The sequence below is a fragment of the Frankia casuarinae genome, assembly GCF_000013345.1.
Classification (GTDB): Bacteria; Actinomycetota; Actinomycetes; order Frankiales; family Frankiaceae; genus Frankia; species Frankia casuarinae.
Window position 1 is genome coordinate 3,101,319 of the sequence record NC_007777.1, and the last position, 23,479, is coordinate 3,124,797.

Here is a 23,479-nt window from a genome sequence, read left to right on the forward strand (position 1 = left end):
CCGCCAGAGCTACCACCGCCGGGCGTCATCCACGGCGCCCGATACCGCCGGCTACCAGACCGCCGGCTACCAGACCGCCGGCTACCAGACGGCCGTTACTGGCCGCCCTTCTGGACATAGCCCTTCACGAACTCCTCGGCGTTCTCCTCCAGGACGTCGTCGATCTCATCGAGCAGGGAATCGACGTCCTCGGACAGCTTCTCGTGCCGCTCCTTGAGGTCGGAGGCACTCGTGTCCTCGGTCGCGACGTCGTCGATCTCCTCCGCCCGACGGTCCGCGCGTTGCTGCCCGCCGCCGCTGTCCCTGGTGGCCATGAAGCCCTCCTTCGATCGCCTGGCGCGACACTATCCCGCCCCACCGACACCATCCGTTCGATCGGTGAGAGGTCCACTCCATCACGAACCAGCCGCTACGTCGCGACGTCCGCCCAGGGCGCAACGTGAACCTCCTGCCAGGGATCGGCGCCGGCTCTCCCGACCGGGATCGGCGCCGGCTTTCAGCGGCCGGCGAGCGCGTCCACCAGATCACTCGCCGTGGGGCAGCGGGTGAGCAGCTCGCCCACGTGCGCCTTCGTGCCGCGCAGCGGCTCCAGCGTCGGCACCCGCTGCAACGAGTCCCGACCGATGTCGAAGATGACCGAGTCCCAGGACGCGGCGGCGACCTGCTGCGGGTAGAGCGCGAGGCAGCGGCCCCGGAAGAAGGCGCGGGTGTCCTCAGGAGGCTCGGTCATCGCCCGGGTGACCTCCTCCTCGCTGACGACGAGATCGAACCGGCCCCGGGCCACCAGGCGGTTGTAGAGGCCCTTGTCCGGACGGACGTCGTGGTACTGCAGGTCGACGAGCTCCAGCCGCGGCGAGTCCCAGGCCAGGCCGTCCCGCGACCGGTAGCCCTCCAGGATCGACAGCTTCGCGACCCAGTCAAGCTCGCGGACGCAGCTCATCGGGTCGACCTCGAGGCGGCCGAGGATCGACTCCCAGCGGGAGAGCACGTCGGCGGTCTGGCTGTCGACGTCGGCACCGAACCGGTCCTCGACGTACTTGCGGGCCTGCTCGAAGTACTCCATCTGCAGCTGCACCGCGGTCATCCGACGACCGTCGCGCAGAGTAACCAGATGCTTGAGGGAGGGATCGTGCGAGATCGCCCGCAGCGCCGCCACGGGCCCGTCCACCGACAGGTCCGCGGTGAACCAGCCGTCCTCGATCATCGAGAGGACCAGGGAGGTCGTTCCCACCTTCAGGTAGGTGGCGACCTCGCTCATGTTCGCGTCGCCGATGATGACGTGCAGCCTGCGGTACTTCTCCGGGTCGGCGTGCGGCTCGTCCCGGGTGTTGATGATGGGCCGCTTCAGCGTGGTCTCGAGCCCCACCTCGACCTCGAAAAAGTCGGCCCGCTGGCTGATCTGGAACCCCGGCTCCCGGCCGTCGACACCGATCCCGACCCGCCCGGCCCCGCAGACGACCTGACGGGAGACGAAGAACGGGGTGAGGTTACGGACGATCTCCCCGAAGGGCGTCGACCGTGCCATCAGGTAGTTCTCATGGCATCCGTACGAGACGCCCTTGTTGTCGGTGTTGTTCTTGTAGAGGTAGACCGGCTTGGAGCCGGGCACGGACAACGCCCGGCGGGCGGCCTCGGCCATCACCCGCTCCCCGGCCTTGTCCCACAGCACGGCGTCGCGAGGGTTGGTGACCTCGGGCGAGGAGAACTCCGGGTGCGCATGATCGACGTAGAGCCGCGCCCCGCTGGTCAGGATGACGTTGGCCAAGCCGAGATCGTCCTCGTTGGCCGGGGCGCTCGGATCGACCGCCGGCTCGCGGGGCAGTTCGAAGCCCCGGGCGTCGCGCAGCGGTGACTCCTCCTCGAAGTCCCATCGGGCGCGGCTACCCGGCGCCGACGTTCGACTGGCATACGAGTTCACCACCAACGACGAAGCCAACATCTGATTGGTGTTCGGCTGACCGGGCACCGATACGCCGTACTCGGTCTCGATCCCCATGATCCGACGCGCGCTCACTCTGCAAGCGTAGGTGCTACACGGGCGGTCGGTTAGCCGGACGTCTGCCTTGTTTGCTCTGGGCCGCTCGGGATGACACGTCCGCAGCCACGCCTATCGTCAGAATTCGGTGGCGACACGGTAGTCCGACCGACCGGCGTCCACCGCGGATGCGGGCGGGAGGATACACCCAGGGGTGCCAGTGCCGCGATGCCCAACGCAACGCCGCGATGCCACCCAGAGCACCGCCGTGACCCCGGGGCCGAGTGACCCCGGGGTCACGGCGGTGGCACGTGTCCCGCCGTTGGGCGGAACACGGGACCCGAGCCCCTTACAGATAACGGCCGTTACAGGTACTACTGCGACCGTTACAGGTACTGGCCGGTGTTCGCGATCGTGTCGATCGAACGGCCGGCCTCGGTACCCTTCGTTCCGGTGACGAGCGTGCGGATGTAGACGATCCGCTCGCCCTTCTTCCCGGAGATCCGGGCCCAGTCGTCCGGGTTGGTCGTGTTCGGGAGGTCCTCGTTCTCCTTGAACTCGTCCATGCAGGCGGCGAGCAGGTACTGCATGCGCAGCCCCTTCTGCCCGCCCTCGATGTGCTCCTTGACCGCCATCTTCTTGGCCCGGGCGACGATGTTCTCGATCATCGCGCCGGAGTTGAAGTCCTTGAAGTACAGGACCTCCTTGTCGCCGTTGGCGTAGGTCACCTCGAGGAAGCGGTTCTCCTCGCTCTCCGCGTACATCCGCTCGACCACGCGCTGGATCATGGCCTGAACGGTCGCCTCCCGGTTACCGCCGAACTCGGCCAGGTCATCCGGGTAGAGCGGCAGCTCCGGCACGACGTACTTGGCGAAGATGTCCCGAGCCGCCTCGGCATCGGGCCGCTCCACCTTGATCTTCACGTCGAGCCGACCCGGCCGCAGGATCGCCGGATCAATCATGTCCTCGCGGTTGGACGCGCCGATCACGATGACGTTCTCGAGCTGCTCGACGCCGTCGATCTCGCTGAGCAGCTGCGGGACGATCGTGTTCTCCACGTCCGAGGACACCCCCGAGCCACGGGTCCGGAAGATCGAGTCCATCTCGTCGAAGAACACGATCACCGGCATTCCCTCGGACGCCTTCTCACGCGCCCGCTGGAACACCAGCCGGATCTGCCGCTCGGTCTCGCCGACGAACTTGTTGAGCAGCTCGGGACCCTTGATATTCAGAAAGAACGCCCGACCGGTGCCCTGGCCGCCGGTCTTCGCCTCGACCTTCTTGGCCAGCGAATTGGCGACCGCCTTGGCGATCAGCGTCTTGCCGCAGCCGGGCGGGCCGTAGAGCAGCACACCCTTCGGTGGCTTGAGCTGATGCTCCCGGTAGAGCTCCTTGTACAGGAACGGCAGCTCGACCGAGTCCCGGATCGACTCGATCTGGCTCTTCAGGCCGCCGATCTGTTCGTAGCCGATGTCGGGAACCTCTTCGAGGACGAGCTCCTCGACCTCGGACTTGGGAATCCGCTCGAAGGCGTAGCCGGAACGGGACTCGATCAACAACGAGTCCCCGGACCGGATCGGTCCATCGAGAAGCGGCTGGGCCAGCATGACCACCCGCTCCTCGTCGGTGTGACCGAGCACCAGCGCCCGGTCCCCACCCTCGAGGACCTCTTTGAGTAGGACGATCTCACCCTGCCGCTCGAACGCGCGCGTCTCGACCACGTTCAGCGCCTCGTTGAGCATGACCTCCTGGCCGGGCAAGAGATCACTGATGTTGACGCTCGGCGACACGGTCACCCGGAGCTTTCTGCCCTGAGTGAACACGTCGACGGTGCCGTCTTCGTAGGAGGAGACGAAGATCCCGTAGCCGCTGGGCGGCTGCGCGAGCCTGTCGACCTCCTCCTTCAGGGTGACGATCTGGTCTCGCGCCTCGCGGAGAGTCGCGACGAGCCTGTCGTTCTGTCCCGTGACAGCCGACAACTCCGCCTGGATCTCCGCGAGCCGTTCCTCCAGCACCCTGAGCTGCCTGGGCGATTCGGACAACTTACGCCGCAGCATGGCCACTTCCTCTTCCAGGAAGGCGACCTGCGTCGTGAGCTCGTGTGTTTCCTTCTCGTACGCCGACCGCCGTGATTCGGCATCACCTGGACGACCCGTGCTCCCATCGGAGCCAGAGCCCGAACGGGGACCGGACACTGCGCCTCCACCTCCCCCGTGCTGACCGGGACGCACCCACACTACCGTTGTGACCGCCGCTGGCAGGCCGGTCGGGCAAGGACGATCCAGCTTTGCCGTAAACAGCGGGTTACGGTGCCATGCTGACAGAAGATCGGAGCCCTGTGGCAACTCCAGCGAAGCCGGGCGTTTCGGCAGACCTGCGGGTGCGGGTCGACCAGGATGCCTGCACCGGCGACGGTCTGTGCGCGCAACTCGCTCCCGCCGTCTTCGAGTTCGACGTCGACGGTCTGGCCTACGTCAAGGACAGCGCGGGCGAGCTGCAGACGCAGCCCGGCGCCTACGTCCCGGTGCCGCTGCCGCTCGTCGACGCGGTGGTCGACGCGGCCGACGAGTGTCCGGGGACGTGCATCTACGTGGAACGCCCCGACGGCACGCTGGAGGCCGGCGGGCCCGTCGGCTGACGATGGGCCCGGCCGGCCGGCACACTCGCGACCACGGCCTGCCCCATGGGACCCCATGGGAATGGCCTGCCCCATGGGACCCCATGGGATACGTCACATCGGCTGGATCGTCGCCGACCCTGGGTCGGCGTCCCGGGATCGGTCGGTCTCGGCCCTGGGCTCGGTCTCGGCCCTGGGCTCGGGGGCGGTCTCGGAGGCGGGATCGATCCCGATCGGCGCGCCCTTCGCCGGCCGGCGGCGGCGCACCGGAGGAGTGACCCCCTCGGCGAGGCGCCGCGCGGTCACCAGGAAACCGGTGTGGCCGACCATGCGGTGGCCAGGCCGCACGGCCAGACCCTCGACGTGCCAGTCCCGCATTATCGACTCCCACGCCGCGGGCTCCGTGAACGTGCCGTGCGCCCGTAGCGTCTCGACGATCCGGGAAAGCTGGGTGGTGGTAGCGACGTAGGCACAGACCACCCCGCCGGGCACCAGCGCCGCGCTGACGGCGTCAACGACCTCCCAGGGCGCGAGCATGTCGAGGACAGCCCGGTCGACGTCACGCTCGGTTGTCTCGGCCAGCTCCCCGACCAGCACGGTGTGGGCGGGATGCGGGCCGCCGAAGAACGCCTCGATGTTGCGCCGGGCAATCTCGGCGAAGTCCGCGCGCCGCTCGTAGGAGACCAGACGCCCGCAGTCGCCGATGGCACGCAGCAGCGAGCACGACAGCGCCCCGGACCCGACGCCGGCCTCCAGCACCCTGGCGCCCGGGAAGATGTCCGCGTAGGTGACGATCTGCGCCGCGTCCTTGGGGTACACCACGGTCGCCCCGCGCGGCATGGACAGCACGAAGTCGACGAGCAGCGGGCGCAGCGCCAGGTAGTCGGTACCACCCGTGCTGGTGACGACGATCCCCTCCGGCCGGCCGAGCAGGGCGTCGTGCTCGACGGCTCCCCGGTGGGTGTGAAACTGCCTGCCCGGTTCGAGGACGACGGTGTGCCGGCGCCCCTTGGGATCAGTCAGCTGCACCCGGTCACCCTTGGTGAACAGGCCTCGGCGATGAGCGGCGCCGGTCGGAGGCGGAGCGTAACCGCCGGCCAGGGACGGCACCTGCCCCGGGGACACCGACTCGTCGGGCGGGGCGCTCACCGGGACGCCACCATGCGGGCGGCGGCGGCCGGATCGATACGGGCGACGAGATCCACCATCGCGAGCACGCCGACCGGGCGGCCCGCCTGCTTGACGAGGTACTCCGACGCCGGCACCCGCTGCACGGCCGCCAGCAGGGCCTCGCCTTCCAGATCGGCGTCGAGGACCATGCCGGGCGAGATCACCCGACTCACTTCATCCACGGTCATCCAGGGTCTCCGATGCTCCGGCAGCGCGTCGACCGCGGAGCCATTCATAATCTTCAGGGGGCTGCCGTCACGGTCGATCACCGCGACGGCGGTGGCGCCGACCTCCTGAGCTCGCCGCAGCGCCTCCGCCAGCGGAACGGCACCCTCGACGGGCAGCGTCCGGCGCGCAAGGCGACCGGCGCACAGGCCGGGCAGCCGCTCCCGCACCTGCGCGGCGCGCAGCGACTGGTAGGCCGCGAACGCGAGGAAGCCCGCCAGAGCATAGGTGTACACCATGCCGATGCCGTCGGAGGTCGACGCACCCCAGACGACCAGGCCGGCGGCGACGACGAACCCGCCGTAGGCACCGGCCCGCAGCCCCCGCAGCTTGTCGCGCGTCAGACCCCACACCGCGGCGACGACCACCCGTCCACCGTCCAGCGGGAGGCCCGGTGCCAGGTTGAAGAGGAACAACGCGGCGTTGATGAGTCCGAGATCGTGCAGGACCGCGGCGGCGTCGCTGGTGTCGTCGAGGCCGAGCAGGCCGAGGTGACAGCCGGCGGCCAGCACCCCGTTGACCGCCGGGCCGACGAAGGCGATCAGGAACTCGCGGCCGGCGCTGCGGGGCTCCGGCTCGAACTCGGTGAACCCGGCGAAGCCGTGCAGGGTCACGGACCGCACGGTGTGACCGAACGCCAGCGCCGTCAGAGCGTGACCGATCTCGTGGGCGAGCAGGGAGGCCAGGAAGCCGATAGAGATCAACGAGGAGAGCGCGAGGATCCGCCCATCGGACGCCAGCGGCAGCCGGTCGCGGATCGAGCCGGAGAGCAGGTAGGCGACGAGGACGGCGAAGACGAGGGCGAACGGCGAGATGACGATGGGAACACCGCGGATCCGCCCGACCGGCACGCCGGGGGGTCGCTCACTCGGAGCCTGCCCCGCCGGGCCCGCGCCGCCGTGGGCGCTCGAACCCGCGCCGCTCGAACCCGCGCCGCCCGAACCCGCGCCGCCGTGCTGATCCGCCATGGATCCGATGCTACGGACCATACCCCGACCCGTCGTCCGGGACCGAGTGGCGAAGATGTCGGTAGGGGGATCTAGGGTCCAGGACATGACCTCGACGCAGCGCTCTCCTGCCATCCCGGGATCGGTGGCGTCGGCCGCACCCCGGCCGTTGATCGGTTCGCTGTCACCGTCGCGGGCGGCGGACTTCGTCAACTGTCCGTTGCGCTACCGGTTCCGGGTCGTCGACCGGCTCCCCGAGCCGCCGAGCGAGGCCGCGACCCGCGGGACCGTGGTGCACGCGGTCCTGGAGAAGCTGTTCGATCTCCCGGCGTCCCGGCGTACCCTGCAGGCCGCGCGGGAGCTGGTCGAGCCGGCCTGGGATACGGTGCGCGCCCGCGAGCCGGCGGTCGAGGCGCTGTTCGGTGGCCGCGACGAACTGGCGGCGTGGTTGGAGTCGGCCCGCGAACTGCTCGCCGGATACTTCGCGCTGGAGGATCCGTCACGGCTGGCGCCGGTGGCCCGCGAGCTGTACGTCGAGCACGTGCTCGACTCCGGCCTGCGGCTGCGGGGCTACCTGGACCGGCTTGACGAGGCGACCACGGCGCAGGGACCCGCCCTGCGGGTGGTCGACTACAAGACCGGCCGCTCGCCCGGCCCGGCGTTCGAGAGCTCGGCGATGTTCCAGATGAAGTTCTACGCCCTGCTGCTCTGGCGGATCCGTGGGGTGATCCCGCGCGAGCTGCGGCTGTACTACCTCGGTGACCGCACCTGGCTGCGGGCCACCCCCGACGAGGCCGACCTGCGGGCCGCCGAGCGACGGATCGAGGCCCTGTGGGCGGCGATCGACCGCGCGCACCGCACCGGGGACTGGCGCGCCACCCCGAACAGACTGTGTTCCTGGTGCGACCATCAGGCTCGATGCCCAGCCTTCGGCGGCACCCCACCACCGCTACCGCAGCAGACATCCGCGGTGCCGCTCGACGAGACCGCCCCCACCGTCTGCGAGGCGGACGGCTGATGGCGGTCTTCAGGCCGGACCCCGTCCGGACCCCGTTCCCCGCGGACAGCCCGTTTACGGTGCCGGCATCCTCAGCTCGCCGGCGGCGGTGGCTCCACCGGGCGTCCTCGGAGGCATGCCATATCGCCCGATCACCAAAAGTAATATTGGTCGGACCTTCAATACTGCCGGCGGTACAGTCAGCGACGGCGAGATGCCGATCATCGTTCGGTCGTTGGGGAGATCGACCACGGTAGCCGAACAGCCGTCCCAGGTCAGTCGGGGCCGAGCGCAGGCAGGGCAGGCACGACGTGTCGAGAGGGACCGTGTCGAGAGGGACACGGCGCGCCGCGAGGGAGAGGACATCACGATGGCCCGACGGACCGGATCGTCCCGAGGCGGGAAGCGGGGCGCGGTCGCGGGCAGCCCGCCCGGCCGAGAGGACCGCGGGTCGCGGCCCGGCGAGTACGGTGCCGGCCGTGACGGCCGGGTTCCCGAGCACCCGGGCGGCCGGCGAGAAGACGGACCGGACGCCGCACCCGCGGCCCGCGCCGCCAGGCTGACGAAGGTCTACGGCTCCGGTGACACCACCGTCACGGCACTGCGCGAGATCGACCTGGCCTTCCCCCGCGGCCGATTCACTGCGATCATGGGGCCGTCCGGGTCGGGGAAGTCGACGCTGATGCACTGCCTGGCCGGGTTGGACACGGTCACCCGGGGACGGGTCTTCATCGGCAACGTGGACCTGTCCCGGCTGTCCGACAAGCAACTGACCCGGTTGCGTCGCGACCGCATCGGGTTCATCTTCCAGCAGTTCAACCTGCTGCCCACGCTGACCGCGGCCGAGAACATCACGCTGCCGTTGAGCATCGCCGGGCGTTCGCCGGATCGGGCCTGGATGCGCACCGTCATCGACGCGGTCGGTCTCGCACCGCGGTTGAAGCACCGGCCGAGCGAACTCTCGGGCGGTCAGCAGCAACGGGTCGCCTGTGCGCGGGCCCTGGTCACCCGGCCGGAGATCATCTTCGCCGACGAGCCGACCGGCAACCTTGACTCCCGGTCGGGAGCCGAGGTGCTGTCGTTCCTGCGTGACTCGGTCTCCGAACTCGGGCAGACGATCGTCATGGTCACCCACGACGCGACGGCGGCGTCCTACTCGGATGAAGTGATCTTCCTTGCCGACGGTCGACTCGTTGACGCGATCGCGAACCCGACCGCGGAGGAGGTGCTGGACCGGATGAAGCACCTCGACGCCGCCGCGGGCGGCTTGGCGGCCGACGGCGAGATCGCCGACGACCGGGACGACCATAACGACACCGACGGTCGCTACGGGCCTGCCGGTGACTACGACGACTACGCCTACCCGGACCAGGCCTACCCGGACCAGGCCTACCCGGACCAGGCCTACCCGGACCAGCCGACCTACGGGCGAGACGAGCACGATCCCTACCAGGGCCACTACCCGGAGCGGCGCACCGGCCAGTTCGAGGCGATCCCCGCCCCGGACCTCGGGCCCGACGCCGGTGGGCAGCCGGCGTCAAGGCGGGTCGGCGGCACGCGCCACGGCGAGGAGTACTACTCCGGCCGCTCCCACCACCGGCCGGTGCCGAGGCCTGGCGGCGGGCCTCCGCTCACCGACCCCGGCCGTGTCGACGGCGGGGGGGACAGTTACCACCCGGACGGCACGGAGCCGGCGGGCTGGGCCTGAGCCGATGCTGCGCGCCACCCTCAAGAGTCTGCTGGCCCGCAAGGTCCGGCTGGTGCTCTCCATGCTGGCGGTCGTCGCCGGGGTGAGCTTCGTGACCGGGACCCTGGTCCTGACCGACACCCTCAACCGGACGTTCGACACCCTCTTCGCCGACATCAACAAGAACGTCAGCGTCGCCGTGCGCTCGGTCAACGCCATCGACCCGACGAGCGACGTCGGCCGCCCTCCGCTGCCGGCCTCGCTCGTCTCCACCGCCGCCGGAGTGGACGGGGTGCGGGTGGCGGTCGGCAAGGTCAACGGCCAGGCCGTCCTCGTCAACCCGGCCACCGGCAAGCCCTCGAACACCAACGGTGCGCCGGGGATCGGTATCAACTGGACCGGGGGTCAGCCCACCTCGGCGGAGGAGATCGCCGAGGGTCGCCCGCCCGGCCCCGGAGAGATCGTCGTCGACCGGGCGACCGCGAAGAAGCTCCATCTGTCGCTCGGGGCAAAGATCTCGGTGCAGACCAAGGGTCCGCCCGCGCGGTACACCCTGGTCGGCACCTTCCGGATCGGCGGTCAGGACAGTCTCGGGGGCGCCGCCGTCACCGCGTTCGACACCGCCACCGCCCAGCGGGTCCTGCTCGCGCCCGACCGGTTCAGCGCGATCCACCTGGCCGCCGGGCCCGGCCTGACCCAGGAGGAGCTGCGGGCCCGGGTCGCCGCCGCACTCCCACCGGGTGTCGAGGCGATCACCGGCAGGCAGTTGGCGGACGAGAGCGCCAGCGCTGTGCAGAACGCCGTCAGCGGCTTCTCCACCTTTCTGCTGATCTTCGCCGCCATCTCGGTCTTCGTTGGCGCCTTCATCATCTTCAACACCTTCACGATGCTCGTCGCCCAACGGGTGCGGGAGCTGGCCCTGCTGCGAGCAATCGGGGCGAGCAAACGTCAAGTCCAGGTGTCCCTGCAGGTCGAAGCGGCACTGGTCGGCTTCGCCGGGGCCACTGTCGGCCTGGTGTCCGGCGCGGGGCTCGCGCTGCTGCTGCGCGTCGCCGTCGGTGTGTTCGGCGTGGCGCTGCCCAGCGGTGCGCTGGTCTTCCGCCCCCGCACCGTCGTGATCGCCTACGCCGTCGGCGTGCTCATCACCGCCGCGGCGGCGTTCGTGCCGGCCCGCAAGGCCGCGTCGGTGCCACCGATCGCGGCGATGCGGGAGACCTACGTGCTGCCGACCCGCTCGCTGCGCTCCCGGGCGATCGCCGGGTCGGTGCTCACCGCGCTCGGCATCGTCCTGCTGATCCTCGGCACCGCCTCGGCGGGCAAGCCGGGAGCCACCGCCGTCGGGGTGGGCGCGGCGGGGATCTTCCTCGGCGTCGCCACCCTCTCACCGCTGCTGTCCGGACCGATCACCCGGGTCCTCGGCGCACCGTTGGCGAGGATGTTCGGGGCCACCGGCCGACTCGGCCGGGAGAACGCGATGCGCAACCCGCGCCGGACCGCCTCCACCGCCTCCGCGTTGATGATCGGACTCGCCCTGGTCAGCGCCTTCTCCGTGCTCGGACAGTCGATCAAGGAGTCGGTGCGGGAGACGGTGTCGAACAGCCTCGGTGCCGACTTCTACCTGACCCCGCAGAACTTCGGGCAGGGATTCAGCGGTGAGGTGGCTCGCGAGCTGGCCGGCAAGCCCGGCATCGAGATCGCCACGGGTCTTCGGGGCGGCCTGGTGAAGATCTCCGGGCAGAGCTCCCAGGTGCTGGCCGGCGACCCAGCGGGCCTGGTCAAGATGCTGGCCATCAAGGAGGTGACCGGTGACGTCCACGCCCTCGGCGACGGCACGATCCTGGCCGAGGACTCCACCGCCGCGGACCACCAGCTACGGGTGGGGCAGAAGGTCCCGGTCACCTTCGCCGACGGCCGCGCGGAGCTGACTCTGGTGGGCACCTACCAGAAGAGCCAGGTGGCCGGCAAGTGGATCATCTCCACGAGCGAGTTCGCCCGGCACTCCACCGATGACCTCGACCTGTTCGTCCTGGTGAAGAGGGCGAGCGGGGCGGACCCGGCGATGGTCCGGGCCGAGATCGCCACGGTGGTCAAGTCGTTCGCCACGGTGGAGGTCCGGGACCAGTCCGAGTTCGTCGCACAGCAGGAGAAGCAGGTCGACCAGCTGCTCGGGTTCATCTACGTGCTGCTGGCCCTGGCGGTCATCATCGCACTGTTCGGTATCGTCAACACCCTGGCGCTCTCGGTAATCGAACGGACCCGGGAGATCGGTCTGCTGCGTGCGGTCGGCATGACGCGGTCGCAGATGAGGCTGATGGTCATCCTTGAATCAGTGATCATCTCGGTCTTCGGAGCCGTGCTGGGCGTCGTCGTCGGGAGCATCTTCGGCTGGGCGCTGACGAAGGCGCTGGCCTCCCTGGGAATCAGCACGTTCGCCTACCCGGTACGGACGATCCTGCTCGTGGTCCTCACCGGGGCGATCCTCGGCGTGCTCGCCGCTGTCTTCCCCGCCCGGCGCGCCGCTCGCATGGACGTCCTGCGCGCCATCTCCGCCGTCTGACCCACCCAACCCCACACCCCCTCCGACGCCGTTCGGGGGACCTACGCCCGGTCTTCGCCCCCAAAACCGTGCCTTACTCCCCCAACCTCGCATCCAGGACGGCTGGGGCGAAGGGGCGGGCTGAGGCGGGGGGTGGTGAGGGACTCCATGAGGTCCGGGGTGACGTCGTGCAGGCTCGCCAGGAGCGCCGCGAGCCCGGCGGGCACCGGCTCGCCGCGAGCCGCGACGCCCGAGGCCTCCAAGGCCTCCAAGGCCCCCGAGGCCCCCGAAGCCCCCGAAGCCCCCGAAGCCCCCGAAGCCCCCGAAGCGGCCAGGTCGAGCAGATCCGGCATGGACGGGATCATGATGGTCGCGCACCCGGCCGCCACCCCGGCGCGCGCTCCCGACGGGCTGTCCTCCAAGACGACGCAGCGAACCGGGTCGACGCCGAGCACCCGGGCGGCGGTCAGGTAGGGCTCCGGGTCCGGCTTGCGGCGAGTGACCTCATCGCCGGCGACCGTCACGGCGAAGAACTCGTCACCGATGACGTGCAGCACCGGCTCCATCAGGTCGCGGAAGGACGAGGAAACCAGCGCGGTCGGGACACCCGCCGCTCGCAGCGCGACGAGCAGCTCCACCGCCCCGGGCTGCGGGACGATCGCACCGGGCTCGCGGAACAGCTCGGCGGAGCGGCGCAGCAGGAACTCCGCCGTCGGCGCCACGTCGGACGCCGGCCGGCCGAGCATCGACACCATGAGCGGCACGGCGGTGTCGATGCCGTGGCCGATCATGGCTCGTTTCATCGCCGGGGTGAACTCGCCGCCCAGCCGCGCCGCCGCCTCGTGCTCGGCGATGGTCCAAATCGGCTCGGTGTCAACGAGCAGGCCATCCATGTCGAAGAAAACCGCCGCAAGGCTCCCCACGTCCACTCCTAGCTCAGGTAGCTCGGTAGCTCAGGGTCGTCCGGCCGCACGGTGCCCGGTTGACCGCACGGTGCCTACGTGGCCGCGAAGTACTTCGCCTCCGGGTGGCACAGGATGATCGCCGAGGTGGACTGCTCCGGCACGAGCTGGAACTCCTCGGCGCGCGACGGGCCGTCGCCGTCCTCGAAATTCACCGAGTCGAGGCAGAGGCTGGCCGCCTGCAACAGGGGGCCCATGGCGCCGTCGGCCACCAGCACACGCTCGGTCAGGACGGACACCAGATCACCGCGCACTGGCCAAGAGTACCGGGACGGGTTTCTCCTACCACCGGTACGGTTTACCCTCCCGTCCGGACGCCTCCGAGGATGTCGGCCACGGGCACGACGGTGATCACGGTACGGTGATCACAGCATGGTGATGATTGCGGGGTGGGAATGCCGGACGCGTCCCGGCGGGTTGCCCACGGCACGGTCGCGGGTGGCACGGTCGCGGGTGGCACGGTCGCGGATGGCACGGTCGGGGTGGCACAGCTGCGGGAACGGAGGCGTGACGTCGGACCGCGCGGGTGTGCTCGGCGCGGCGGTCCGCACAAACACGGGCTGGGGCACGCCGGTCCGGCGGCGGCCCTGGGCCGGGCCGTTCGCATTCCCGCGACGGCGGGTATCCGTTCAGAGCCGATACGGTGCAGCCACCGCATCGATCCGGAATGGATGTCCGATCCGCCCGGGTCTAGCGCCATCGAGAGACCGAGGAAAGGCGTTCCCACGAGAACATCGGCAGACTGGACCAGCGTAGGTTCCCCGTGGACGACCAGTGGTCGTCCGCGGGTCACCGGCTCACGGGCCATAAGGGAGGCTGACGTCACGCATGTCGGCTCTGGGCAGGAGTCGTCTCCGTGAGGACGTACCGTTGCACTGTCACGGGGGCAGTGGGCCGCCGCGGGGCGGCAGGAGGTGGTAGGTGATCGAGTTCTCCGGCGTCGGTCAACTACGGTCGCCGGTCGTAGTAGCCGCCTTCGAAGGGTGGAACGACGCGGCCGATGCCTCGTCCGCCGCCGTCGAGCATCTGGAGACCGCCTTCAAGGCCCGTGTCATCGGTGCTATCGACCCCGACGACTACTACGACTTCCAGGTGAACCGACCGACGGTGAGCGGGACCGACGGGGCCTCCCGGAAGATCTCGTGGCCGACCACCCGCCTGTCGGTGGCGCGGCCGCCGAAGTCCGAGACGGACCTGGTGCTGATCCGCGGGCTGGAACCGAACATGCGCTGGCGTGGGTTCACCGACGAGCTGATCGAGGCCGTCCACGCCCTCGGCAGCGACATGGTGATCTCCCTCGGGGCGCTGCTCGCTGACTCGCCGCACACCCGGCCGGTCCCGATCAGCGGAACCGCCGGGGACGCGGCGACGGCTGCCCGACTCGGGCTGGAGCCGTCCCGTTATGAGGGGCCGACCGGCATCGTCGGCGTCTTCGGGGAGGCATGCGCACGGGCCGAGCTCGCCTCGGTGTCGTTCTGGGCGGCGGTGCCGCACTACGTGGCTAACCCGCCCTGTCCCAAGGCGACCCTCGCGCTGCTGCGCCGAGTGGAGGACCTGCTGGACATCGAGATCCCGCTGGGTGACCTTCCCGAGCGGGCGAAGGCGTGGGAACGGCAGGTGGACGAGCTCGCCGCCGGGGACACCGAGGTCGCCGAGTACGTCCGTTCGCTGGAGTCACGCGAGCCCGAGACGGCGCTGCCCGAGGCCAGTGGGGACGCAATCGCCCGGGAGTTCGAACGGTACCTGCGCCGTCGCGGCCAGTAAAGGCCGGTAAGAGAGCCGGCTCGGTAGAAGAATCGGTAGAAGAAGGAAAGGGGGCGAGGGTACGCCCGGGCCGGGAGCCCAGGGCGCACTCCGCACCTCCACCGGGCCACCCTTCTCCTCGACGATCTCGCTACTCCTCGACGATCTCGGCGTCGATGATGTCCTCGTCGGCGCCACGGCGGAACGGCACGTTCGCCGAGTTCGTGACCGGTTCGCGCGGAGTGGGCGGGGTGTGGGATTCCGCGTCCGCGACGTCGGCCTGACGATGCCGGCCCGGGGAACGCCGCCCCGGGCCGGCGACGCGACCGGTCGCCCACGCGGTCTCGGAAAGATCCGACGCTCCCGCACCGCCCGCGGGGACCGCACCGCCCGCGGGAAAACCGGCAGGACCGGCTCCGCCCGGCGTCCCAGACGTGCCCGACGTCGTCGGCGCGGCCGCACCCGCCCGGGCCAGGTCGGTGACCGCCCGGTCCACCTCGTCGGAGGCCAGGACCCCCCGCAGGCGCAGCATCGCGCCGATGATCTCACCCTGCTGGTGACGCAGCGCCTCGAGCGAGGCGGTGCACCGGGCGATCTCCACCTCCAGCTCGGCATGCCGCTCCCGGGCGAGCCGGCGGCTCTCCTCCACGGCGTCGAGGAGGAGCTTCTCGGCCTGTTCCCGAGCCTCCCGCACGATCGGGTGGTTCGCCCCGGCGTCCTCGATCACCTCTTCCAGCGCCGCCTCCGCGATCTGGCGGGCGCCCGTGACGATCTCCTCGGCCTCCTGCTGGGCGATGGTCAGCATCTGGCCGATCCGACCGCCGGCCTGCGCGGCCAGGCCCTCGACGCCCATGTTCGCGCTGCGGGCCCGCTCGTGCTTCAGGGCGCTTTCGGCCGCGGCCGCGCGCGAGGTCACCTGGCTGGCGTAACGCCACAGCGTGGCCAGGTAGTCGTCGACCTGATGAGGGTCGTAGCCATGCGCGACCTCGTCGAAGGCGGGCCGTTCGGTCGCTGCCCCGGGATCCACCCGGCGATGGTGAGCTCCCATCCTCAGCTCCCTCTGGGTCTGACGGGTTCAAGGTCTACGCCCAGCAGTGTGTCAACGAGGCGCCGCACGAGTGCGGGCGCCTCCCCCCAGGCGGGCACGTCACCGCCAGAACCGCGAACCGGACCCCCCTGATGGGTGGGATCCGGGCCCGCACCGGCGGAGCCGCCCGCATCAGCGAGCGCGGCGCCGACCCAGGCGTCCACCGCGGCGACGGCACCCGGGGCGTCGAGGTCGTCGGCGAGCCGCTCACGCACGGCGGCGAGCAGTCCCATGGCGTCAGGCCCGGTGGGCAGGGCGACGGCGGCCCGCCACCGGTTCATCCGGTCCACGGCGTCGTCGAGCAGGCCCGGCGTCCACTCCCAGTCCTCGGTGTGCCGATGATCGAGCAGGGCCAGCCGCAGGGCCGCCGGATCCACCCCGGCCCGGCGCAGCCGGGAGACGAACTCCAGGTTGCCCCGCGACTTCGACATCTTGTGGCCGTCGAGGCTCACCATCGCGGTGTGCACGTAGCTGCGGGCGAACGGCCGGATGCCGGCGGCGACCTCGGCGTGCGCCGCGCTGCACTCGTGGTGCGGAAAGCTCAGGTCGGTTCCGCCACCCTGGATGTCGATGACCCCGCCGAGATAGTGGCGGGCGATGGCGGAGCACTCGATGTGCCAGCCGGGCCGGCCGGGGCCGAACGGCGAGGGCCAGGACGGCTCGCCGGGGCGGTGGGCGCGCCACAGCAGCGGATCGAGGGGGTCCTTCTTGCCGGTCCGGCGCGGGTCACCCCCGCGCTCGGCGCAGATCGCCAGCATCTCGGCCCGGCTGAGATGCGAGATCTCCCCGAAGGCGGGTGCGGTGGCGATCGAGAAGTACAGGTCGTCGTCGACCTGGTAGGCCGCGCCCCGGTCGACGAGCTCCACCACCATGTCGACGATCATCGGGATGGCCTCGACCACCCCGACGTAGGCGTCCGGCGCCAACATCCGCAGCGCGGTCATGTCCTCGCGGAACAGGTCGATCTCCCGGTCGGCGAGGGCCCGCCAGTCCAGCCCGTCACGGGTGGCTCGCTCAAGCAACGGGTCATCGACATCCGTTACGTTCTGTACATAGTGGACGTGATGCCCGGCGTCTCGCAGCACACGCTGCGCGAGGTCGTAGGTGAGGTAGGTGAAGGCATGCCCCAGATGCGTCGCATCATAGGGCGTGATGCCACACACATACAGCCTTGCGGTGACGGCCGGCGCCAACTCGCGTACGCTCGACGTGGCCGTGTCGAAGATCCTCAGTGGCTTCCCGTGACCGGGAAGAGAACGTATCGGAGGAGATGGCCACGCCTGCATGCGTGTCAGAGTAACCGCGAACCGACTCTCCGGCGGGCACAAGGAGAGTAACCGCAGCGTAGCCGACAGCATCCCAAGCCGATCCACCTCGGGTCACCGACGGTGACATCCCATGTTCTCCCGCACCTGTATCCGCACCGGTGACCCGCCCAGAACCGGAACCCGCTCAGAACCGGAACCCGCTCAGAACCGGAACCCGCTCAGAACGGCGGCCAGGGGATCGCCGGCCAGTCCCCCGAGGGCAACGGGAACCGGCCCTCGGCCAGAAGCCCGTCGACCCGCACGGTGAGGGCGTCGACCTCGGTGACCGTGAGCAGCTCCTCGAGCCGGTCCCGGAAGGGGCCCGCGAGCGCCTCACGCAGGTCGTCGAGCAAGGCGGTCTCCTCGGCGTCGAGCCGCCTTCCCCGCCAGGTCCACAGCAGGGTGCGCAGCTTGCCGTCCGTGTGGAAGGTCACACCGTGATCGATGCCGTGAATCCGGCCGGAGGGCGCCGGCAGCAGGTGCCCACCCTTGCGGTCGGCGTTGTTGATGACGACGTCGAACAGGGCGATCCGGCGCAGCTGGGAGTCGTCGGACCGGGTCAGCGCCACCAGGTCCACGGTGACGTCGGTGTCGATCCACAGCTGCACCATGCCCTCGCCGAACGGGCCGTCACGCAGAATGGTGGGCGGGACGATGCCAAGCCCGAGCTGCTCGGAGACCTCGTAGGCGGCCAGCTCGCGGGCGGCGAGGGTGCCGTCCGGGAAGTCCCACAGGGCGCGTTCGCCGCGGACCGGCTTGTAGACGCAGCGGCCGGTCACCCCGTCGGCGCAGATGTCGCAGCAGAGCGTCGTGTTGCTCGCGTCGACCAGCCGGGCGGTGATCTCGAGGTCACCGCGGCGAAGGAGGTCGAGGGCGGCGGGGGCGTCGAGGCCACCCCCGTCGATCGGATGCAGTGGCGGTCGCCACCCCGGAGTGGAACTCGCCGCGGAGACGCCCATCACCTCAGTCTGTCCGGTCCGGCAGGGTGATGTCACCGGACCGGACGGTGAGCGACATCTCTCCCACACCGTCCGGCCTACCGGACCACACCGCTATCACGAACCGCACCGCTACCACGAACCGCACCGCTACCACGAACCGCACCGCTATCACGAACCGCACCGCTACCACGAACCGCACCGCTACCACGAACCGCACCGCTACCACGAACCGCACCGCTACCACGAACCGCGCACCCGCGGCGGGCGGGCCCGGCGCCCCTCGCCGGCCGCATCAACGCAGATGACCGTTCTGGCGCGGGCAGACGTGACCGTCGTCCAACGGCTGCCCGCACAACGGGCAGGAGGGCCGGCCCGCGGCCAGGACCCGCGCCGCGCGCTGCACGAACGAGCGCGCCTGCTCGGACCCCAGCAGGACCCGGACGGCGTCCGGCCCGTCGGGATCGTCGGAGAATCCGACGATCGAGTCGGCCAGGCCCGTCGCCTGCGCCTCGATGACGACCCGTCCGCCACGCGGATCCCAGCCGAGCGCGATCGTCGCGGCCTGGAACTCCTCGTCGATCGGCAGATCGAGCGGGGACAGGTCGGGGTCGGCCGGGGCGGGCTCGGGCGCCGGCGTCGCGCCGCGGCGGCCCAACTCGTCGAGCAGCTCGGTCAGCTGTTCGGCAAGCAATGCGACCTGTGCCTTCTCCACCGCGACGGTGACGACCCGCGCCCCGTCGCGGGCCTGCAGGTAGAACGATCGGGCGCCGGGAAGGCCTACGGTGCCCACAACGAACCGCTGCGGCGGGTCGAAGACGTGTATCCGGCGCGGCATGCCCGATCAGCCCGTTCCACCACCGGCGCTGGGACGGAAACCGCCGGCACCGCCACCGATCACCTCGTCCACGTCGAGCCCGCTGGACCCCGGCGACTCCGGCGGCTCCGGCGACTTCCGGGACCCGGGAGACGACGCCGCGGCGTCGGCGGCCCCGGCGGAGCCCTCTGCCCGGGGTAGCGGCGGTGGGAGGAGCTCGACGACGTCCCCGCCGGTGTCGTTGATGCGCCGGACGAAGGGGCGGCGCTCGTTGTAGCGGATCACGGTCAGGGAACAGGGATCGACGGTGATCCGGTGGTACATGTCCAGATGCATGCCCAGGGCGTCGGCGACCACCGTGCGGATCACGTCGCCGTGCGAGCACAGCAACCAGGTGGCGTCCGGGCCCAGCCGCTCGTTCCACTCCCGCACGGCGCTCACCCCACGGGCCTGCGTGTCCCGTAGTGCCTCACCCTCGGGACCGGGGAAGACGACCGCGCTGGGATGGCTCTGCACCACCGCCCAGAGCGGATCCTTCGCCAGGGTCGCCAGTTCCTGCCCGGTCCAGTCACCGTACCGGCACTCACCGAGCCGCTCGTCGATCTCGACCTGCCGCGGACCGCCCGGGCTGGCCTCGCTGACCGGACGGCGTCCGGCGATCGCCGCGGCCGTCTGGCGGCAGCGGTCGAGCGGGCTGCTGACGATCGCCGCCAGCGGGATGTCCGCGAGGCGTCGCGCCAGGTCCGACGCCTGGCGGCGGCCACGGTCGTCCAACCCCACGCCGGGCGTCCAACCAAGCAGGATCTTGCCGGTCACGGCGGTCAGGCCGTGGCGGACCAGCAGGACTGTGGTCAACCGGTCCGTCCCTTCTGTTGCTGACGCTCACTGTCTCCGCCGGGCCGGACGCACGGGTGGGCCCGGACGCACGGGTGGGCCCGGACGCGCATCGGTCGGAACACGCGACATCGCCTTCCTACAGCCATGCCGCCACAGCGCCGTCCCGGATACCACGCTACCCAGCGGGCTACAACAGCGGCGGAACGGTTCGTCGTTACGCTTCCCGGCATGCCGGACGAGTACACGACCGCTTCCACCACGGAGCCCGACGCGGTCGGCCCGCAGGCACGAGCGGACCCGCAGCCAGCGGACCCCGAGGAGGTCTTCGCCGCGTTCTGCGGGGCGGGGCTGTGGCCGGGGCTGGGCCGCACGACGGCCGGCCGGCTGCCCGCGGCCGGGATCACCCGGCCCGACCACGTCGACGTCGGCCGGTTGGGCACCGTCGAGGGGGTCACCGGGCCGCGGGCCCGGCGGCTCGCCGACAGCTTCCGCGCCGTGGCGGGCACGTACGCGGTCGTCGAACTGCTCGTCGCCGCGGATCTTCCGGCCCGGCTCGCGCGCGGGGTGACCGACCTGCTGGGACCCGCGTCCGCCGACCTCCTGCGGGCCGATCCGTGGATGCTGCTGACCGCCGCCGACACCGAGATCGCCCAGGCCGACCGGTTCGCCCGCCGCCGCGGTCTGCAGCGCGACGATCCGCGCCGGGGCCCGGCGGTACTCACCCATCTGCTCGGCCGGGCCGCCTCCCGGGCCGGGGACACCGCGGGCCCCGTGCAGGCGGTGCTGCGTGCCGCCGCGCGCGAGGGGGTGGCCGATCCGAGCGCGGCGCTGACCGTGGCGCTCGACGACGGGCGGATCATCACCGTCGGCGACCGGATCGCGCTGGAGCGGTACGCGATGGCCGAGCAGTCCGTCGCGGACGGCATCGAACGGCTGACGGCGACCGCCGAGCCGCTGCGCGCGGGCGCCCCCAGAGCCCGCCGCCGACCCGATGACGGGCCTGGGTACGACGGGCCTGGGTACGACGGGTTGGGATCCGTCGACGACGACGATCCGGCGGGGCGGGCCGTGTCCGCATGGGCCGCCACCGCCCCGCCTCCTACGGCGCTGACGTTCGACGACGACAAGGATGACGACAAGGACGGGGGGGACGAGAGCCCCCTCGGCGCCGATGGCACCGAGGGGGACACGAACCGGGACGCCGCCGCGGCGGGCCGCGGCGGACCCGCAAACGACGGCGGACCGGCAAACGACGAGGTGGTGACCGGGCTGGACGAGCTCCAGCTCGCGGCGGCGCGCGCCGCGCTGGAGTCCGGCGTCAGTGTGCTCACCGGTGGGCCGGGAACGGGCAAGAGCCGCACGGTCGCGGCCGTCGTACGACTGGCCTGGGCGGCCGAGGCGGTCGTCGCACTGGCCGCGCCGACCGGACGGGCTGCCAAACGCCTCGAGGAGCTGTGCGGGGCGCCGGCGAGCACCCTGCACCGGCTGTTGCAGGCCCAGGGGCGCGGCAGCGGGTTCGCGCGCGGCGAGCACAACCCGATCGACGCCGACCTCGTCGTCGTCGACGAGGCGTCGATGCTCGACGCGGAGCTCGCCGCCGCGCTGCTCGACGCCTGCGCGGACGGCACGCACCTGATGTTCGTCGGGGACCCGGCCCAGCTGCCGAGCATCGGACCGGGGCAGATCCTCGCCGACCTGCTCGAGTCCGGTGAGGTCCCGGTGACCGAGCTGCGGCGGCTGTACCGACAGGCTGACGGCGGCGCCATCGCGACGATGGCCGCCGCGGTACGCGGCGGGGAGCTGCCGCCGCCGGGGCCTGGCCGGGAGGTCGTGGTGGTGCCGTCCGGCAGCTCCGGCGAGGCTGCGCATCGCACCGTCCAGCTCGTCACCAACTCCATCCCCCGCGCGCTCGGCATTCCCGTCGCGGACATCCAGGTCGTGACCCCGGTGCACGCCGGTCCGGCAGGCACCACGGCGCTCAACACCGCGTTGAAGGGCACGCTGAACCCGGGCGGCGGCGCCGTCTCCGGGTTCGACATCGGGGACCGTGTGGTGGCCACGGCGAACCATATCGACGTCGGGTTCGCCAACGGCGAAATCGGCACCGTCGTCGCGCTGGGCGAACGCGGTGCGCTGCGGGTCGCGTTTCCCGGCGGCGTCGTCGAGGTGCCCGCCGGTGTCCTCGGTGATCTGCGGCACGGCTGGGCGGTGACGGTGCACCGCGCGCAGGGCAGCGAGTGGCCCGCCGTCGTCGCCGTGTTCCCGCCGGAGGCCGGCCGGATGCTCACCCGTCCGCTGATCTACACGGCGCTGACCCGGGCGCAGGCCCACCTGTCGATTGTGGCCGTGAACGGCCCGGCCATCCGCAACGCCGTGCGGAGCTCGGGCGGACGGCGCCGCACGACGCTGCTCCCGGCTCTGCTCGCCGGGCAGACCGCCGGCGGCTTCGACGATCCCGACGAAGATCCCGACGAAGATCCCGACGGGGGGCCGGACGGCAGGCCCGATGGCGGATCCGACGCGCGGCGGGCGGGCGGCGCGACCGCTGGGGAGGCAGCCCGCGTACGGGACGGCGACGAACGGATGACAGTCTGAAGTGTCGGGGCGTACATCCCCGCCAGCAGGCGACTGCGGCCACCCGACGGAAGGCGGTTCTCTGACAGGAGGCAAGATCGTGGCAGACGAGGGGGCATGGTGAACGTAGACGCATCCGGGAGTCCAACCGTCGGCCAGGACACCGGATCCGGGCCGGCGGTGCTCTCGGGTCCCCGCCGCCCCCAGGCGCCGGTGGACGTGACCGCGACCGCGGTCGTGGCCACAGCCGCGAACAGCGCCACAGCCGCGAACAGCGCCACAGCCGCGAACAGCGCCACAGCCGCGAACAGCGCCACAGCCGCGAACAGCGCCACAGCCGCGAACAGCGCCACAGCCGATGTCACGACCGGGACGGTCATCACGCCCGGGACCGCGCGCACGACCACCGCCGTGGCGCGGATCGCGGCGGCCAGCCCGCAGCTGCTGGTAGTCGCTGTCATACTCGCCGTTGCCGCCGGCGCGCTGATGCGGTTCGCCACCCCCAGCCATCTGTGGCTCGACGAGTCGTTGACGGTCGCCATCGCCTCGCGCCCCGTCCCACAGCTGCTCGACGCGCTGCGGCACGACGGCTCACCGCCGCTGTACTACCTGCTGCTGCACGCCTGGATCGCGGTGTTCGGCGACGGGGACGTCGCCGTCCGGGCGTTGTCCGGGGTGCTGTCGCTGGCGACGCTGCCGGCGGCGTGGCTGGCCGGACGGCGGGTGGGCCGGACGGCCTTCCAGGCCGGCAACGGTGGCCGCGACGCCGACGCCTGGGTGGGCTTGGCGACCCTGCTGATGTTCGCCTGCTCTCCCTACGCGATCCGCTACGGCAGCGAGACGCGGATGTACTCGCTGGTCGTCCTGTTGGTGCTGGTGTTCGGGCTCGCGACCGTGCGGGCGCTGGAACGCTCCGAGCCGGCACGGCTGGCGATGCTGACGCTGGCGACCGCCGCCCTCGTCTACACCCACTACTGGACGTTCCTGCTGATCTTCACCGTGGCGGCGTTCATGCTGCTACAGGCCCGGCGGCGACCCCAGTACCGGCAGGTGACCCTGC

General features: G+C 71.1%; 20 protein-coding genes. 6 read left to right on the forward strand and 14 right to left on the reverse strand.

All coding sequences use genetic code 11. The features are described from left to right. Positions 1-95: 95 nt before the first annotated feature. From FRANCCI3_RS13240 to arc, 3 genes are all read right to left on the reverse strand, one after another. Positions 96-314 carry a ubiquitin-like protein Pup gene (locus FRANCCI3_RS13240; protein ID WP_011437025.1) on the reverse strand — a complete coding sequence of 73 codons (219 nt, stop codon included), beginning with the start codon at positions 312-314 and terminating at the stop codon, positions 96-98. A gap of 182 nt (positions 315-496) precedes the next feature. Continuing rightward, a complete protein-coding gene (gene dop / locus FRANCCI3_RS13245) occupies positions 497-2,014 on the reverse strand; it encodes a depupylase/deamidase Dop (RefSeq protein WP_011437026.1) in 1,518 nt (505 codons plus the stop codon). A gap of 347 nt (positions 2,015-2,361) precedes the next feature. Beyond that, positions 2,362-4,170: a proteasome ATPase gene (gene arc, locus FRANCCI3_RS13250; protein WP_011437027.1), complete on the reverse strand. Its 1,809-nt coding sequence runs from the start codon at positions 4,168-4,170 to the stop codon at positions 2,362-2,364. A gap of 119 nt (positions 4,171-4,289) precedes the next feature. Here arc and FRANCCI3_RS13255 point away from each other — a divergent pair, with 119 nt between their 5' ends. Further along, positions 4,290-4,613: a ferredoxin gene (locus FRANCCI3_RS13255; protein ID WP_011437028.1), complete on the forward strand. Its 324-nt coding sequence runs from the start codon at positions 4,290-4,292 to the stop codon at positions 4,611-4,613. 93 nt (positions 4,614-4,706) lie between these two features. Here the strand turns inward: FRANCCI3_RS13255 and FRANCCI3_RS13260 are convergent, their stop codons facing one another. Then, a complete protein-coding gene (locus FRANCCI3_RS13260) occupies positions 4,707-5,693 on the reverse strand; it encodes a tRNA (adenine-N1)-methyltransferase (RefSeq protein WP_049761090.1) in 987 nt (328 codons plus the stop codon). Between the two features lie 44 nt (positions 5,694-5,737). Further along, the gene (locus FRANCCI3_RS13265; RefSeq protein WP_011437030.1) at positions 5,738-6,955 is read right to left on the reverse strand and encodes a site-2 protease family protein; all 1,218 of its coding nucleotides are present in this window, start codon (positions 6,953-6,955) and stop codon (positions 5,738-5,740) included. 85 nt (positions 6,956-7,040) lie between these two features. Between FRANCCI3_RS13265 and FRANCCI3_RS13270 the strand changes: the two genes are divergently transcribed. The 3 genes from FRANCCI3_RS13270 (at position 7,041) to FRANCCI3_RS13280 (ending at position 12,175) form a co-directional block, all read left to right on the forward strand. Continuing rightward, a complete protein-coding gene (locus FRANCCI3_RS13270) occupies positions 7,041-7,952 on the forward strand; it encodes a RecB family exonuclease (RefSeq protein ID WP_011437031.1) in 912 nt (303 codons plus the stop codon). A 349-nt stretch (positions 7,953-8,301) separates the two neighbouring features. Then, positions 8,302-9,639: an ABC transporter ATP-binding protein gene (locus FRANCCI3_RS13275; RefSeq protein ID WP_011437032.1), complete on the forward strand. Its 1,338-nt coding sequence runs from the start codon at positions 8,302-8,304 to the stop codon at positions 9,637-9,639. A 4-nt stretch (positions 9,640-9,643) separates the two neighbouring features. Next, positions 9,644-12,175: an ABC transporter permease gene (locus FRANCCI3_RS13280; protein ID WP_011437033.1), complete on the forward strand. Its 2,532-nt coding sequence runs from the start codon at positions 9,644-9,646 to the stop codon at positions 12,173-12,175. Positions 12,176-12,216: 41 nt separating this feature from the next. On the opposite strand, the gene FRANCCI3_RS13285 is transcribed toward FRANCCI3_RS13280, so the two are convergent. The 3 genes from FRANCCI3_RS13285 to FRANCCI3_RS13295 all read right to left on the reverse strand — a co-directional run bounded on the left by FRANCCI3_RS13285 (position 12,217) and on the right by FRANCCI3_RS13295 (position 13,673). Next, on the reverse strand, positions 12,217-13,047 hold the full coding sequence (locus tag FRANCCI3_RS13285; RefSeq protein WP_083503408.1) for an HAD family hydrolase: 831 nt from the start codon (positions 13,045-13,047) through the stop codon (positions 12,217-12,219). A 104-nt stretch (positions 13,048-13,151) separates the two neighbouring features. Beyond that, positions 13,152-13,355, reverse strand: coding sequence for a hypothetical protein (locus FRANCCI3_RS13290; RefSeq protein ID WP_011437035.1), 204 nt, complete (start codon positions 13,353-13,355; stop codon positions 13,152-13,154). A 126-nt stretch (positions 13,356-13,481) separates the two neighbouring features. Next, positions 13,482-13,673 (reverse strand): hypothetical protein, encoded by a 192-nt coding sequence (locus FRANCCI3_RS13295; RefSeq protein ID WP_055726053.1) that lies wholly within the window; start codon positions 13,671-13,673, stop codon positions 13,482-13,484. Between the two features lie 364 nt (positions 13,674-14,037). On the opposite strand from FRANCCI3_RS13295, the gene FRANCCI3_RS13300 reads away from it, so the two are divergent. Further along, positions 14,038-14,880, forward strand: coding sequence for a PAC2 family protein (locus FRANCCI3_RS13300; RefSeq protein ID WP_011437037.1), 843 nt, complete (start codon positions 14,038-14,040; stop codon positions 14,878-14,880). 130 nt (positions 14,881-15,010) lie between these two features. On the opposite strand, the gene FRANCCI3_RS13305 is transcribed toward FRANCCI3_RS13300, so the two are convergent. The 6 genes from FRANCCI3_RS13305 to FRANCCI3_RS13330 all read right to left on the reverse strand — a co-directional run bounded on the left by FRANCCI3_RS13305 (position 15,011) and on the right by FRANCCI3_RS13330 (position 19,863). Next, a complete protein-coding gene (locus FRANCCI3_RS13305; protein WP_011437038.1) occupies positions 15,011-15,907 on the reverse strand; it encodes a DivIVA domain-containing protein in 897 nt (298 codons plus the stop codon). 2 nt (positions 15,908-15,909) lie between these two features. After that, on the reverse strand, positions 15,910-17,232 hold the full coding sequence (mshC, locus tag FRANCCI3_RS13310; protein WP_035941620.1) for a cysteine--1-D-myo-inosityl 2-amino-2-deoxy-alpha-D-glucopyranoside ligase: 1,323 nt from the start codon (positions 17,230-17,232) through the stop codon (positions 15,910-15,912). Between the two features lie 200 nt (positions 17,233-17,432). Then, complete coding sequence (locus tag FRANCCI3_RS13315) at positions 17,433-18,212, reverse strand: SCO1664 family protein (RefSeq protein ID WP_011437040.1); 780 nt, start codon at positions 18,210-18,212, stop codon at positions 17,433-17,435. Between the two features lie 4 nt (positions 18,213-18,216). Next, complete coding sequence (locus tag FRANCCI3_RS27005) at positions 18,217-18,438, reverse strand: hypothetical protein (protein WP_035958421.1); 222 nt, start codon at positions 18,436-18,438, stop codon at positions 18,217-18,219. Positions 18,439-18,486: 48 nt separating this feature from the next. Beyond that, entirely contained in the window at positions 18,487-19,029 is a 543-nt protein-coding gene (locus FRANCCI3_RS13325; protein WP_011437041.1) for a DUF3090 domain-containing protein, read from the reverse strand. 6 nt (positions 19,030-19,035) lie between these two features. Continuing rightward, positions 19,036-19,863: a histidine phosphatase family protein gene (locus FRANCCI3_RS13330; protein WP_011437042.1), complete on the reverse strand. Its 828-nt coding sequence runs from the start codon at positions 19,861-19,863 to the stop codon at positions 19,036-19,038. Between the two features lie 210 nt (positions 19,864-20,073). Here FRANCCI3_RS13330 and FRANCCI3_RS13335 point away from each other — a divergent pair, with 210 nt between their 5' ends. Next, positions 20,074-22,440: an ATP-dependent DNA helicase gene (locus tag FRANCCI3_RS13335; protein ID WP_023841061.1), complete on the forward strand. Its 2,367-nt coding sequence runs from the start codon at positions 20,074-20,076 to the stop codon at positions 22,438-22,440. The last annotated feature ends 1,039 nt before the right edge of the window (positions 22,441-23,479 follow it).